The 13297-nt window shown below is 64.4% G+C and carries 13 protein-coding genes and 1 pseudogene; 7 read left to right on the top strand and 7 right to left on the bottom strand.

The genetic code is table 11. From position 1 onward, the window contains the following. Positions 1 to 29 precede the first annotated feature (29 nt). On the bottom strand, positions 30 to 1136 hold the full coding sequence (locus WKW77_RS27495) for a cyanophycinase (RefSeq protein WP_340360071.1): 1107 nt from the start codon (positions 1134 to 1136) through the stop codon (positions 30 to 32). Positions 1137 to 1714: 578 nt separating this feature from the next. Between WKW77_RS27495 and WKW77_RS27490 the strand changes: the two genes are divergently transcribed. Together WKW77_RS27490 and WKW77_RS27485 are read left to right on the top strand one after the other, a co-directional pair. Then, positions 1715 to 1990 (top strand): PepSY domain-containing protein, encoded by a 276-nt coding sequence (locus WKW77_RS27490; protein WP_422823281.1) that lies wholly within the window; start codon positions 1715 to 1717, stop codon positions 1988 to 1990. Between the two features lie 4 nt (positions 1991 to 1994). After that, positions 1995 to 2543: a cytochrome b/b6 domain-containing protein gene (locus WKW77_RS27485; RefSeq protein WP_340360070.1), complete on the top strand. Its 549-nt coding sequence runs from the start codon at positions 1995 to 1997 to the stop codon at positions 2541 to 2543. 235 nt (positions 2544 to 2778) lie between these two features. On the opposite strand, the gene WKW77_RS27480 is transcribed toward WKW77_RS27485, so the two are convergent. The 4 genes and pseudogenes from WKW77_RS27480 to WKW77_RS27465 form a co-directional block, all read right to left on the bottom strand. Further along, positions 2779 to 3456: a tetratricopeptide repeat protein gene (locus WKW77_RS27480; protein ID WP_340360069.1), complete on the bottom strand. Its 678-nt coding sequence runs from the start codon at positions 3454 to 3456 to the stop codon at positions 2779 to 2781. A gap of 119 nt (positions 3457 to 3575) precedes the next feature. Then, positions 3576 to 4559: a methyltransferase gene (locus tag WKW77_RS27475; protein ID WP_422823280.1), complete on the bottom strand. Its 984-nt coding sequence runs from the start codon at positions 4557 to 4559 to the stop codon at positions 3576 to 3578. Between the two features lie 1036 nt (positions 4560 to 5595). Beyond that, positions 5596 to 5724, bottom strand: a pseudogene (locus WKW77_RS27470) (ATP-binding protein); the annotation flags it as partial. A 177-nt stretch (positions 5725 to 5901) separates the two neighbouring features. Beyond that, positions 5902 to 6183 (bottom strand): hypothetical protein, encoded by a 282-nt coding sequence (locus tag WKW77_RS27465; protein ID WP_340360067.1) that lies wholly within the window; start codon positions 6181 to 6183, stop codon positions 5902 to 5904. Here WKW77_RS27465 and WKW77_RS27460 point away from each other — a divergent pair. Both WKW77_RS27460 and WKW77_RS27455 read left to right on the top strand, forming a co-directional pair. Then, positions 6182 to 8479, top strand: coding sequence for a catecholate siderophore receptor Fiu (locus tag WKW77_RS27460; RefSeq protein ID WP_340360066.1), 2298 nt, complete (start codon positions 6182 to 6184; stop codon positions 8477 to 8479). The two genes, WKW77_RS27465 and WKW77_RS27460, sit on opposite strands and share 2 nt — an antisense overlap. A gap of 92 nt (positions 8480 to 8571) precedes the next feature. Then, positions 8572 to 9252, top strand: a complete 681-nt coding sequence (locus WKW77_RS27455; RefSeq protein WP_340360065.1) for a Fe2+-dependent dioxygenase — start codon at positions 8572 to 8574, stop codon at positions 9250 to 9252. A 22-nt stretch (positions 9253 to 9274) separates the two neighbouring features. Here WKW77_RS27455 and WKW77_RS27450 read toward each other — a convergent pair whose 3' ends face one another. Beyond that, complete coding sequence (locus WKW77_RS27450) at positions 9275 to 10198, bottom strand: LysR family transcriptional regulator (RefSeq protein WP_340360064.1); 924 nt, start codon at positions 10196 to 10198, stop codon at positions 9275 to 9277. Between the two features lie 146 nt (positions 10199 to 10344). Between WKW77_RS27450 and WKW77_RS27445 the strand changes: the two genes are divergently transcribed. The 3 genes from WKW77_RS27445 (at position 10345) to WKW77_RS27435 (ending at position 12823) form a co-directional block, all read left to right on the top strand. Then, positions 10345 to 11457 carry a site-specific integrase gene (locus WKW77_RS27445; protein WP_340360063.1) on the top strand — a complete coding sequence of 371 codons (1113 nt, stop codon included), beginning with the start codon at positions 10345 to 10347 and terminating at the stop codon, positions 11455 to 11457. A gap of 131 nt (positions 11458 to 11588) precedes the next feature. Beyond that, on the top strand, positions 11589 to 12314 hold the full coding sequence (locus WKW77_RS27440) for a cytochrome c oxidase assembly protein (RefSeq protein ID WP_340360062.1): 726 nt from the start codon (positions 11589 to 11591) through the stop codon (positions 12312 to 12314). Further along, entirely contained in the window at positions 12311 to 12823 is a 513-nt protein-coding gene (locus WKW77_RS27435) for a CopD family protein (RefSeq protein ID WP_340360061.1), read from the top strand. The genes WKW77_RS27440 and WKW77_RS27435 overlap by 4 nt, the downstream gene beginning before the upstream one ends. Here WKW77_RS27435 and WKW77_RS27430 read toward each other — a convergent pair. Beyond that, the gene (locus WKW77_RS27430) at positions 12787 to 13296 is read right to left on the bottom strand and encodes a DUF2231 domain-containing protein (RefSeq protein ID WP_340360060.1); all 510 of its coding nucleotides are present in this window, start codon (positions 13294 to 13296) and stop codon (positions 12787 to 12789) included. The genes WKW77_RS27435 and WKW77_RS27430 overlap by 37 nt on opposite strands. Between the last annotated feature and the right edge of the window lies 1 nt (position 13297).

Below are 13297 nucleotides of genomic sequence, written 5' to 3'. Positions count from 1 at the left end.
GCGCGCCGTGCGACATTAGAACGACCCTCTCAATAAGGGGAAGACGTCAACGCGCCAGAAATTGCGTCGACGAAGTAGCTTGGCAAGCCCGACCAGTCAGATAGGTTGAAGATCGACTCGGAGTCCGCAAGCTTCTTGATCTCGACGTTCGTCACGGTCAACGGCGTCCCGGAGGCACACACAGTCGGCGAAATCAGCGGCCGCACGAAATACACCGCGCTCTCCGAAGTCGTCGACGGATTCGTGACTCTCCGCGCCGTGAAGGCATGCGATCCCTTGTTGCCTTGCACCAGTAAGGCAGTCTCGACATCCACGCCGATACCGCGAGCGGCCGCGAAGCCGCTGCCCGAGGCGAGGATTCCGCCAGGGCAACCGGAGTTGGAATTGACGGCCACGAGCCGCGACACGAAGGCGATCAGGCGCCCCATTCGATCGCGGCTATCGAGGTGCGCATCGACGATGGTCGAAGCCAGGGCCGACGGCGTCAAGAAGCCGCCGGTCAGACTCAGCGGACTCGGGTCGAGCGCCATGTATTTATTGAACGGATCGGCCAAGGCCTGCGTGCTGGTGACGCTTCCTCGAAGCGCTGCGAAGTCGAACTGACCCAACACAGCCATGCCGGCACTCGTGCCGCCGATCGGCACATTGTTCGCCATCAAACCCTGAAGCGTCTGATCCAGCCTGGTGCCCTTCCAGAAATTGATGTAGTCGCTCTGATCGCCGCCTGCAATGAATACCGCGTTCGCTCTGCCCACGACTGAATTCACGAAGGCATCATTCGCTGCAGCGACGCTGGGTATGACGAGCGTCTCGACCGAGCTCAAACCGAGCGATGCACCGCCGACCCACTGATCGGCAACGGTCGTCGCGGTCGTCAGCGCTGCGTCGCTGTAGTAGATGTAAGGATCGTAGGCATCGGTGCCCGTCGCACGGATCACCACGAATCGGCCGCCCGTTCCCGGCTTGATGCCCGCTCTGGCGATCATCCAGCGGAATGCCTCGTCGACGTCCGGGCCACCACCCATCAACACAACCGAGGGCGTTGAGGAGGATTGCAGCGTCGCCACTTGCGCGTCGGCGTCCCCGGTGACGAAATAACTGTACGGCTTGCCCGCACTGGCGATGCCTAGGGCCATCGAAAGCACCGACCCGATTCCCCAACGCGTAAGCCCTCGCCTCGAAATCGAACTCGTCTTCAGAAGCGAAAAGAAGAAGGAACTGGCTGTCATCGTACTGGCCCCAGGAAGCGACGAACGAGAGTGGGATTCTGCATGAACGAACTCTCATTCGGAGGGTCGTCCGCGACGGAGCGGCCAGCAAGTTCGGCGAACGGACGGAGAGAGGCCCGTCAATGGGGCGTTTTGCCGAATGCCCGCTCCTGCGTATTGCTGATGTTCAGATCACAGAATCGAAGGACAGTTTGAGCGTGGCGGTGGCCGGTCGATTCATCCACTGAGGCCCGACTCTAAAGGCGGCGGCCATATCGCGTGGTCATCGGGTCGTCGACCGCGCCCTCGGAACTGCACGCGGAACATCGCACATTGACGCTGGAGCATCTGCAAGTGGAGGACTCATGTGCGCGATGCACACCTGACGCCGGACGACTGGGCGACCACTGCGCCCCCATCTTCAACGCGATGCCCTCGACGGGTTGATTGCGACGAGCAGACGTGCCGAGACTAAACTGAGCCTACTTAATTTTCTGGAAAGACGCATGAAGCAAATCATTGCCGCCGTCGCGCTTGGGATGTGCGCAGTAGTCTCGATGCCTGCGCTCGCCAAGGCCAATTGCAAGGCCTACCCCAAGTCGGAATGGATGAAGGAGGCCGAAGCGAAGGCCCGAATCGAAGCGCAGGGCTACACCATCTCCAAGTTCAAGGTGGACGGCAACTGCTACGAGATCTACGGCAGAAACAAGGCGGGCAAGAAGGTCGAGATCTACTTCGACGCAAAGACGCTTGATCCGGTGAAGACCGAGATCGAAAAATAGATTTATGCCGGGCACCAGTGACGCGCCGACACAAGGGCGCGTCGTCCTTGTGTGGGACGTGGCCGTTCGATTGCTGCATTGGGCGCTGGCCGGCCTCGTCGTCTTTTGCACGCTCCAAGACGACGGCGGTGAGACGCATCGCACGCTGGGATACGTGGCGGCGGGCCTGGTGGTCGCTCGCCTTCTGTGGGCCGCGCTGACCTCGGGGTACGGCAGCCTCGCTGCGCTCAGGCCCTCCCTGGCAGAGACGGCAGCATACATTCGTTCCGGCGCTCCCCGCTGCATCGGCCACGACCCCTTGGGGCGCTGGATGATCTGGCTGCTATGGTCGCTGGTGCTGCTTCTCGCGCTCACAGGGTGGATGAGCCGCCTCGACCGATTCTGGGGTGACGAGTTTCTCCAGGATCTCCATGCCTGGATTGCAAATGGCTTGTTGGCGGCGGTGGCCCTTCACCTGGTCGGAGTCGCCGTGATGAGCCGGCGATGGAAAGAGAGTCTTTCAGTCGCGATGCTCACCGGCCGCAAGCGGCGGGGCCACTGCTCAGAAGAATAGACAGCTCGCAACTACTGAGGTTTCGATCTCCGCGAGCGCGAGCAAATGACAACCGGCGCAAGGCGGGTTCGAGCCAGCCCGAAGTTAGTTCGATCAGCAACGACTTGGCCAAGCGCTCACGCTCGCGTGCCCCGCGCTGCTCGCGGTCAAGACTTAGAGTTGCAAATACGTGTCTTCGGGAAGTTTCTGATGGTGCAGATCGGGGATCTTCATGGACGTCTCGGTACCGCGACACCTATTGGGCTCCAATTTTCGTCTCCGATCTATGGCGGGAGTTCAGCAATTCCGTGGTTCGAATCTCAGAGGCAAGGTTGCGATAGAACTCTGCGCTCTCGGGATCGGCGCCCTGCCCCAATATCTGCGTCAGGCGATCGAGCGCCCTTCGCGCCGCCTTCTCATTTCCGGATTGCGAGAAGTGCTCGGCTCCCTCATTGAAATGTTCAACTGCAGCCTCCCACTCGCCCAACTTGAGTGCGGTCTCGCCGAGGATGCAATGGGCGGAGGCCGCCTCGGGCCCCGCCCCAGAAGCTTGAGCAAACTCGAGGGCGGCAATTCCTTTGGATTGCGCCTGTGCGTAATCGCCAAGTCGGTAGTAGCTATCCGCGGAGAAACTCAGAATCTGCGGCATGTCCGTCGCGTCGCCGTCCAGGGCGATCGCCTTCTCGAAGTAGCTGATTGCCTCACGGTCGTCGCCCGCCTTCTGGAGTTCGAATCCCTTTTGAACCATCTGTGCGCGGATGGGATCTTTGCGCTTGATGGGCGGCTCTTCCCCCGGCTTGGTGGTCGGCATGTGAAACGACCTCTGGCGGTTCCGATACCAGACTTGAAATCCAAACCAGACTGCGACGATTGTGATGACCGCGCCGGCGACAGCCATGCCGGCGACCAGGTGATCGACATTGCCCGGGGACATGGCGACCTCCTTTCTGGTGAGTCGCCCAGAACAATAGTCCTTCAACGCGAGGCGTCAACAACCAAATGGAGGATAGCTGAGGGCTGAGCCAGACCTTGCCCGGCCTGAGAAGAAGAGCCTCACGTTGGGACGGCGACGATCGCCGAAACTGGGCCTGCGGTCGCGACGACGCGATCGAGGCGGAAGCCGCTGGCCTCGAGCAGCATCTGGTATTCGCGCTCGCTGCGCTCATGACCGCCGGTCATAAGCAGCATGATGATGTCGAGCACCTTGGTGGGGTGTGGCTCCGGGCTTTCCGGCAGGATCGATTCGAGAACCAGCAGCTCCGATCCGCTCGGTGCCGCGCTCCTTATCGAGCGCAGGATGGCGACAGCTTCGTCATCTGCCCAGTCGTGCAGGACGCGGCTCACAATGTAGGCGTCGACTGCGGGCGGGGATTCCTTGAAGAAGTCCCCGCCCTGGATTCTCATGCGCTCGGCTGGCGTCACGTTCGCTACGACTTCCGGGCGGTCGAAGAGGACGCCACGCGCGGCGGGCGCCGCAGCGAGCACAGCGGCCAGCATGTTGCCGCGGCCCCCTCCGACATCGGCAATCGACTCGTAGCGTGTGAAGTCGAGCGCAGGAATCATTGACGCTATGTCGGCATTCGACCTCGACGTCATCGCCGCGTCGAACAGCTGTCCTTCCTCCGGGTGCTCTCGGAAGTAGGCCCACATGCCCTCCGGCGCAAGCTTTCCGACTGCAATGGCACCGCTCCGAACAGCGTGCTCGAGTTCGCCCGCGGCCGACCAGAACAGCCGGCTGCCCAACATGCGCAGGTATGGGCGCATCGTTTGCGGGTGGTCGCTACGCAGCAGACGCGACAGCTCGGTGTGAGCCCATAGGCTGGCTTGACTCTCGAACACGCCTGCCGAAGCGAGTAGCCGCAGCGTGCGGCCGAGGGCGCTTGGATGGACTCCCGTGGCCGTCGCGAGTGCGATCGTGCTCAACGGAGATTCGCCAAGGTGATCCGCCACTCCCAGTTCGGCAACGACCTGAAGACATCGCGGCAGCATGTGACCCGTTGCAAGGTGCCACAACTGCGCAGAAGGGGGTTGACGCATATTGGCACCTCCAGTGTGAAAAGGCGCCAGTCACCGCGCGAACTTGCACGAACGTGTGCGCGAACGGGGCTCGCGTCAGGGAGCGAATTATTCGTCCGCCCGCACGGTGCGGTCAATGCGTCTCGGGGATCCTCACCTCTTCCATCAGATGATCGAGGGTGCTGCCTGGGCGGTTTTAGTAGCCACCGAGTTCTCCATGGAGTGGAGCACTGCCTCCGGTGGTCTCCGCCCGACAGGCGCAGCATTTCGCGTCACCCCACCTCTGCACTAGGCAGGAGCGTTGGAGCGTTCCGTCGCCTCATCGGTTCCGAGGACGACACGATGAAGCTAGCTGCGTACCTTGCGTCCAACGCGAGGCTGCTCAGGGCGAATGTTCACAAAACTGGGGCTTCGCGTGTAGGAGCGCGTCATGTGTCGTGAAGTACTTCGCCCGGTATTGTTCGCATTCATAGTGATTTCGACTTCCGCGTGTCAGCCGCAGGGGCTTGGCATCCGAGCGGTTAGGGCAAATGATCTTGCAGGTTCAGTGGATTCGGCAGATCCCAGCCCGATTGGGAAACCCCCAGTCACTTACTTCGGCGACCTGTTTTCGAAAGAGGAAGAGACTTTGGCCGCGAAGCCCATGGAGTCGGTCGTGTCGCCTTCGTTCTGAGAGGTCTTGAGGCGGCGGCCACTACGACAGCGTGGCCATCCGCTGGGAAAAACTGGGCCACGGCGCCTTTGCTGCGAATGGCCTGGTCCCCTTCGCGACTCGCAAACACGCCGAGCCGCATCGGCAGCCGCTGTGCCGTTGAGGTGTATCGAGATACTCAAGCAAGGCCCTGCTTCAGGGTTCCTTCCACAAGCATCCGGCACCGCATTTGCGCGTGCCAGTCGGCTCGGGGCATGTGTCCTGGCATGGCCTCGACCATGGCCTCCGTCAGCTCGCGAATTCCGTCATCGGACAGCGACAGATCGAGCGGTGTGGACACTGGAGGAACGTACCAAGGTGTCTGAGCGAAAGACTCGATCCGATTGCCCGTGTCGGCCTCGGACGTCGTACGTCATGCCTTTGCAGGGTAGCTTGGTAGGCGCCAGCCTTGGCTACATGCGGCATCCCGGTGCCCGGTTTGACGATGGTCAGCGCGTTGGCACTTTCGGCGATGAACTTCAGCGTGTGCAACTGCAAACCTGACGGTCCAGATTGCAGCTGTACGGCGAATCTTCGAAGGCTTGGCTGGAGGCGCGGACTGGATCGAAACCTTGCCGCGGCGGGGTTATCGCTACGTCGTCCCCTGGCGACAGAGGACGTGATTCAACTGATGCGCAGCCTCGGCGTTTGAAACTGGGATTGCGCAGCTGATCAATACATCCCTTCGGACCTCCACCCGACCCTGCCCTGTAACAATGATCGTTGTCGGGCTCCAATCCCGACAGACCTTGATTGCTCACTCCAGCCTGCGTTGCCGCAGCGCGACGAAATCGAGGATTTCCGGTTACAACTGTATTGCGATTCATTATCATTTGAATAGATTTCGTGAATCGCGAATCTCCGCTCCAGCCAGCGAAACGCCGGGCCGTTCTGGCCCGAGGCGATCAGCCAGTCGAGTTCTCTCATCAGCATTCCTTCCAGGAGAACCTTCATGGCCTATATCAAGAGCCGCAAGCATGCGCGCATCTTGCCGCCGCTCGGTAGCGCAGCCGCTGCCACCCTCGTCGCACTGAGCCTCCCCGTCGCCGCCCAGACCTCCACGAACACGCTCAAGGAAGTTCGCGTCGAAGGCGCGGCTTCCGACGTCAAGGTCGACAACTCGGCCAATCCCAAGTTCACCGCCCCGCTGGTCAACACGCCGCAGACGATCCAGATCATTCCCGAGACGCTGATGCGCGAACAGGGCGCCACGACGCTGACGGAGGCGCTGCGCAACTCGCCCGGCGTCGGCACGTTCTTCCTTGGCGAGAACGGCACCACGAACACCGGCGACTCGATCTACATGCGCGGCTTCGACAGCTCGGCCAGCATCTTCGTCGACGGCATCCGCGACACCGGCTCCGTCTCGCGCGACACCTTCAACATCGAGCAGGTGGAAGTCGTCAAGGGCCCAGCCGGCACCGACACGGGCCGGACCTCGCCGACGGGCTACATCAACCTGATCACCAAGAAGCCACAGTTCGCCGACAGCTTCCTCGGCTCCGTGAGCATCGGCAGCGACGACTTCAAGCGCGCCACCATCGACTGGAACAAGGTCCTGAGCGGTCCCGACGGCATCGGCTCGGCCTTCCGCCTCAACGCGTTCACGCTGGATGCGGACGCCGCGGGCCGCGACGTCGTGAACAACAAGCGCTGGGGCATCGCGCCATCGCTGGCCTTCGGCCTGAACTCGCCCACGCGCTTCTACTTCGATGTGCTCTACGTCAAGCAGAACAACATCCCCGACGGCGGCGTGCCGACGATCGGCCTGCCGGGCTACACGTCGCCCGACACGAACCGCCGCTTCCTGACCACCGCGTCCCGGGTCGATTCGAGCAACTTCTACGGAACGCAGTGGGACTTCGACAACGTCACGCAGACGATGTTCACCGCGCGCGTCGAGCACGACTTCACGCCGGACGTGACGCTGCGCAACACCTTCCGCTACGGCAAGACCGAGCAGGACTACATGCTCACATCGTTCATGGGAAGCTCCGCGAACCTGGTCACGCGCGTCCCCTCCCAGCCGTCGACCTGGACGATCGCGCGCAGCAATCCGACCAACAAGGACCAGGAAAACACCCTCCTGACGAACCAGACCAACGTGAGCGCGAAGTTCAATACCGGCAGCATCGCCCACACGATGAATGCCGGCGTCGAGCTGATCCACGAAGAGCAGGACTCGGCGGGCTACTACGGCCAGAACGCAACCGTCTTCGGCATTCCCGGCATCCGCAACAGCGGCAGCTGGCCGGCGGCCAACCTCTACACGCCGAACCCGTACGTCAACGGCTACCTGCGCCTGCCGAACGGCACGACCACGGCCGGCACGACGGACACCGTCGGCCTGTATGCATTCGACACCGCGAAGCTCAGCGAACGCTGGATGCTGACCGGCGGACTGCGCTTCGATCATTACTCGACCGACTACTCCGCCTCGGCGCTCAATGCGACGAGCGGCGTGCTGACGCCGAGCGCCTTCAGCGTTTCGGGCAGCGAGTGGACCGGCAAGCTGGGCGTCGTCTACAAGCCGACCGACAACAGCAGCGTCTACCTGGCGTACGGCACCGGCGCGCAGCCGCCCGGCGGCAACAACTTCACGCTCGCGGCGGGCGGCACCGGCAACAGCGCGAACCGCACCGACTTCCTGCCGCAGAAGACCAAGAGCTGGGAACTGGGCACGAAGTGGGACCTGCTCGAGAAGAAGCTGGCCGTCTCCGCAGCGCTCTTCCGCACCGACGTGAGCAACGAAGTGGTGCAGGACGCCGTCAGCGGCAACTACTACCAGACCGGCGAGAAGCGCGTCGAAGGCCTCGAGCTCGCCGCCGTGGGTGCGCTCACCGACCGCTGGAGCGTGACCACGGGCTTCACGCACCAGAACGCGAAGGTGCTCCGCGGCCCGTCTGTCCTCGCGGACGGCGGTTCGGTGCTGGCCTACACGCCGGAGAACGCGTTCACGGCCTGGACCACGTACCAGCTGCCGATCGGCCTCGGCCTCGGCATCGGTGCACGCTACAACGGCAAGATGTACCGCGGCACCGACGGCGCCATCGGCACGCCCGCCTATGTCGAGGACTACTGGGTCTTCGACGCCATGGCGGGCTACCGCATCAACAAGAACCTGGACCTGCAGTTCAACGTGTACAACCTGACGGACAAGGAGTACGTGGCCGCCATCAACAAGAGCGGCTACCGATACACGCCGGGCGCGCCGCGGACCTACCGCCTGACTGCGAACTTCCAGTTCTGAGTCACCCTGCGGCGGTGTCGCGGCCCTCGGGACGCGACAATCCAGCCCCGCTGCCTGGCCGGGGCTTTTTTTGCTTTCGAAGGATCGACGAAATGATGCTGCATGTGCCCGAAGTACTGACCGCGGACGAGGTGCGCAAGGTCCGCGCGGCGCTCGATGCGGCCGACTGGGTCGACGGCCGCGAAACCGTCGGAGCGCAAGGCGCGCAGGTCAAGCGCAACCGTCAGTTGCCGGAACACTCGGCCCTCGCGCGCGAACTCGGCGGCACCATCCTCGCGGCGCTCGCGCGCAATCCGCTCTTCTTCGCCGCGGCCCTGCCGCTGCGCTTCGTGCCACCGCTGTTCAACCGCTACGAAGGCGGCGAGCACTACGGCTTCCACATCGACGGGTCGGTGCGTGCGTTGCAGGGAACCGGGCAGCAGTTGCGCACCGACCTGTCGTGCACGCTGTTTCTCGGCGATCCCCGGGAGTACGACGGCGGAGAACTCGAAGTCGTCGACACCTACGGCACGCACGAGGTCAAGTTGCCGGCGGGCGACCTGATCCTCTACCCGTCGACCAGCCTTCACCGCGTGCAGCCGGTGACGCGCGGGGCGCGTGTGTGCTCGTTCTTCTGGCTGCAGAGCATGATCCGCGACGACGGCCGAAGAAGCATGCTCTTCGAACTCGACCAGACCATCCAGAAGCTGCGCGCGCGTCACGGCGAGAACGAGGAGACGGTCGCGCTCACGGGCCACTATCACAACCTCCTGCGGATGTGGTCGGAGGTCTGAGGGCACACCCCCGAAGGCCCCCCTACGCGGCGACCCGCCCCTGCTTCATCTGCGCCGCCACGAAGTCCACGAACGCACGCACGCGGGTGGCCATCTGGTGGCGTTGGGGGTATACGGCATAGATGTCCGCGTCGGGCGTGTAGTACTGCGGCAGCACCTGGACCAGCCGGCCGCTTTGCAGGTGGCGCTGGATGTCCCACTCCGCCCGCATGAGGATGCCGTGCCCGTCCAGCGCCCAGTTGACCGCGATCTCGCCATCGTTGGTGGTGAGGTTGCCGCGCGTCTTGATCGACTGCGTGGTGGCGGCCCGGCCGCGGCCGCTCGACAGCCGCCAGACGCCGTAGGCCTCTTCGCCCTGGCGGATGCCGATGCAGTTGTGCTTCGTCAGGTCGTTCGGCACCTTGGGGGTGCCATGCCTGGCCAGGTAGTTGGGCGCGGCGCACAGCAGCCGGCGGTTGGGGGCGATGTGGCGCGCGATCACCCGCGCATCGGGAGGCTCGCCGAAACGGATGCAGACATCGGATGAATCCTCCGTCAGCGGCGGCGGGTTCACCGAGAGCTGGAGCTGCACCTCCACATCCGGAAACTTGCGCACGAATCGGGAAATGATCGGCGCCACATGACTTCTTCCAAACCCGAGCGTCGCGTTGACGCGCAGAAGCCCCGTGGGCAGGGCCTTCGACGTTCCGAGCAGTTCTTCGAGCCCGTCGATGTCGGAAAGGATGCGGCGCGCGTGCTGCAGGTAGAGCTCGCCTTCGGGCGTCAGGCTCATGCGCCGCGTCGTGCGATTGACCAGCGCGACGCCCAGCCGCGATTCCATGAGTGCGAGGTGCTTGCTGACCGCCGGCGTCGTCACGCCCAGTTCCCGCGCCGCGGCGCTGAGGCTGCCCATGCGCGCGAGGGTCGAGAAGAAGCCGAGGTCACCGGGCTGAACACTGCTGCTCATGCATGCGCCCTTTTCAGTTCAGTTCAAACAATGGCGGCACTTTAGCGTGAAGATCCGCGCCCGCGCCCGCGCCCGCGACACGCGGCAAGCATCCGGTCGCTGTTGAGTCGCATACTCATGATATACCGCGCCTTATACTCCGCTCCATGTCCCGCACGATCACCCTCGCGAATGGCACCGACGAGCTGCCGTGGCTGCAAGACCCGGTCGACGCGCACCGCCGCTGGCGCTCGACTCTGAGCTGGAAGCGGGACGCCTCCACCAGCGATGCCGATGCGCCGCACTATGCCGAGCACAGCAACAACCTCTACCAGTCGCTCTGGGGCAAGTTCTGCCGCTGGCTCGCGGGGCGGTCGCTGAAGCTCGACGAGGTCCGGCAGACGCACATCGAGGCCTTTCTGAAGTCCCTGGAGGGACGTCACGGGGCGCCCGCCAGCGTGCGCACCATGCGCACCTACCTGGCCGAGATCCACCGCGTGTTCACGCACCTGCAGGCGGTCGGGGTCCTCCAGGCCAATCCCGCGGCCACCGTGCTCGCGCGAAAGCGCCTCGCGCCCGAATCGCAGTTCGAGACCGATCCGCCGCTCCCCCCCGGGGCGGGCTTTCTCAAGGCCTACGAGAAGATGGCGCAGCGCATGTTCAAGGAAGAACGCGCCGAATTGCCGGAAGCGTGGACGCCCGCGCGCAACCTCGCGCTTCGGCTGATCGTCGCCGAGTGCGGACTGAAGCTGTCCGAGATCTGCAAGCTGATCCCGCGCAACATCGCCATCCAGCCGAGCGGCACGGTGCTGATCCGCTCCCCGGGACACCGGCAAGTGGTGACGCGCCCACTCGTCGGCCGTCCGGTGCTCGCCCGGGCCCTCCAAGGCTGGCTCGACGCGCGACGCGGCCTGCGCGTCGTCCAGACGCAACGCGCCCACGCGGAGGAAGGGCGGCGCTCCAACCGGCTCTTCCTGGGCCAGGCGGACAGGATCATGTCGGTGGAACTGGTGGGCGGCGGGCTCGGCGACGCCTGCAGTCCCGTGGCACCCGACCTGGCCGAACGCGTGATCTCGAGCTGCGTCAAGCGCACGCTCGAATCACTGGGCCACGAAGCCGCCTTCCATGGCCCGCAGCTGGTGCGCAATGCCTACGCCGCCCGGCTGATCCGGGACGGAATGAGCGATATCGACGTCTCCGATCAGCTCGGGATGAAGACCACCTTCACCGCGCGCACCATCCGGGCCAAGCTCGGGCTCCCGGACGGGGCAGGCCAATGAGCCATCGCGCGCGAAGTTTGTCAACGCGATCGCTAGGTGCTTGAGCGCCGGGCCGTCAAGCCCTATCCTGCGGCGAATTCGTCAGGCGGCACCGCCTCGCCGCCATAAGCCGGAGGAGGAAGGAGATCGCGATGCCCGACTTCCTGATTGCCTACTGCGGTCCCGCAGCGCTTCCGGAGAACCTCTGGGTTCGTTGGAATGCCGATCCGCTGCTCATCGCCGTGCTCGCCGCCCTGGCTGCGGTGATCGCCAGTGGCCGCTCGTCCAACGCCCGGGCGGGCTGGAGCGCGCTGGCGCTGATGTTCATGGTCTTCGTCTCGCCGCTTTGCGCACTGTCGTCGGCGTTGTTCTCGGCGCGGGTGTTCCACCACGTCGTGCTCGTTGCCGCGGTGGCGCCCCTTTTCGCGAGGGCCTTCCCGCTGCGCTCCTTGGGCTACCCGCCGCTTGCGATGGTGGTGGCCGCGCATGCCGTCATCCTGTGGCTCTGGCATGCACCAGGGCCTTATGCCTGGGGCCTCGCGAGCGTGCCGGCCTACTGGCTGATGCAGCTCTCGCTTCTCGGCAGCGCATGGCTGATGTGGCGTGCGATCCTGGCGCCGGCGGAGTCGTTCGGCCCGGCGCTCGTGGCGCTGGTGGCAACCGTCGCGCAGATGGGGCTGCTCGGCGCGGTCATCGTCTTCGCGTCGGTGCCGCTCTATCCGGTGCATCTCGCGAGCACGCTCCCATGGGGCCTCACGCCACTGGCCGATCAGCAGCTCGCCGGCCTCCTCATGTGGGTGCCGGCCATGCTGCCTTATCTGGCGGTGGGTCTCTACACGGCATGGGCCAGCCTCCGGCAGAGCGAGCCCGCGCTGTGACGACATTCCTCAAGTTCGTCCACCTGGCCGCCATCGCGGTGTGGTCCGGCGGCTTGATCGCGTTGCCCTTCCTGTTCTGGCAGCGTCGCCTGCTCGGCCCCGGCCAGGCGCTCGATCGCCTGCACCGCGTGACGCGGCTGGTCTACGTGGAGCTGACCTCGCCCGCCGCCTTCATCGCGATCGCCAGCGGTACCGCGCTGATCTTCCTGCAGACGACCTTCGTGGAGTGGTTCTCCATCAAGATGGTGTTCGTGGGATTGATGGCCATGCTGCACGTGGTGGCAGGCCTCGTGATGCACCAGCTCTTCCTGCCCAGCGGCCGCTTCGGCCGCCTTTCGTTCGTAACGCTCACCGTCGCCTACCTGGTGCTGATCACCGCGATCGTCTGGGTGGTGCTGGCCAAGCCGCACATCGATTCGAACCAGTTCGCGGTGCGGCTCTTCGAGCCCGGCGGACTCTCACGCCTGTGGCATCAGTCCTTCGGCGACACCAGGATGCCGATGCCATGATCGAACACGAGCTTGCCCCCGTGCCAGCCGGCAAAGCCCACCATGACGGAGGCGAGCACGGACAGCACGAGCCCGTGCGGCAGGACCGAGGAGGGATCGGTCAGTCGCACGCCCCAACTCGCGCCGGCGATGGCAACGAGCGTCATTGCGGCGACCGCATGCGACCAGCTCGCCTCGTGCGCGCGGATGCCGCGCACCAGCAGCAATTCGCCGGTGCCGACGATGCTCGCGGCCACGCCGCTCCAGAAGGCCATGCCGGCCGCCCAGAGGCCCGCACGCAGCCAGAAGGGATCTCCCGACCACCAGTAGAAGACATCGACACCCAGCGTCGCCACCACGAAGGCCACGGGGAAGTGCACCAGCATCACGTGGAGCGGGTGCCCCACCACCGCAACGGCGGAACCGACATCGAGACGCTGGAGTTCGAGCAGGACTTCACTCTTGGGCGCAGTCGCGTTGCCTTTGTTCGCCATG

It is taken from the genome of Variovorax ureilyticus (genome assembly GCF_037889935.1).
GTDB classification, from domain to species: Bacteria; Pseudomonadota; Gammaproteobacteria; order Burkholderiales; family Burkholderiaceae_C; genus Variovorax; species Variovorax ureilyticus.
Note: the sequence above shows the minus strand (reverse complement) of the source record. Positions and strands in the feature narration are given on the sequence as shown.

Coding starts and splice junctions, on each gene's coding strand:
- WKW77_RS27465 (WP_340360067.1), bottom strand. CDS start 6,183: ATGAAGGTTCTCCTGGAAGGAATGCTGATGAGAGAACTCGACTGGCTG.
- WKW77_RS27460 (WP_340360066.1), top strand. CDS start 6,182: ATGGCCTATATCAAGAGCCGCAAGCATGCGCGCATCTTGCCGCCGCTC.
- WKW77_RS27495 (WP_340360071.1), bottom strand. CDS start 1,136: ATGGCCCTAGGCATCGCCAGTGCGGGCAAGCCGTACAGTTATTTCGTC.
- WKW77_RS27450 (WP_340360064.1), bottom strand. CDS start 10,198: ATGAGCAGCAGTGTTCAGCCCGGTGACCTCGGCTTCTTCTCGACCCTC.
- WKW77_RS27430 (WP_340360060.1), bottom strand. CDS start 13,296: ATGGCGAACAAAGGCAACGCGACTGCGCCCAAGAGTGAAGTCCTGCTC.
- WKW77_RS27475 (WP_422823280.1), bottom strand. CDS start 4,559: ATGCGTCAACCCCCTTCTGCGCAGTTGTGGCACCTTGCAACGGGTCAC.
- WKW77_RS27485 (WP_340360070.1), top strand. CDS start 1,995: ATGCCGGGCACCAGTGACGCGCCGACACAAGGGCGCGTCGTCCTTGTG.
- WKW77_RS27445 (WP_340360063.1), top strand. CDS start 10,345: ATGTCCCGCACGATCACCCTCGCGAATGGCACCGACGAGCTGCCGTGG.
- WKW77_RS27490 (WP_422823281.1), top strand. CDS start 1,715: ATGAAGCAAATCATTGCCGCCGTCGCGCTTGGGATGTGCGCAGTAGTC.
- WKW77_RS27480 (WP_340360069.1), bottom strand. CDS start 3,456: ATGTCCCCGGGCAATGTCGATCACCTGGTCGCCGGCATGGCTGTCGCC.
- WKW77_RS27455 (WP_340360065.1), top strand. CDS start 8,572: ATGATGCTGCATGTGCCCGAAGTACTGACCGCGGACGAGGTGCGCAAG.
- WKW77_RS27440 (WP_340360062.1), top strand. CDS start 11,589: ATGCCCGACTTCCTGATTGCCTACTGCGGTCCCGCAGCGCTTCCGGAG.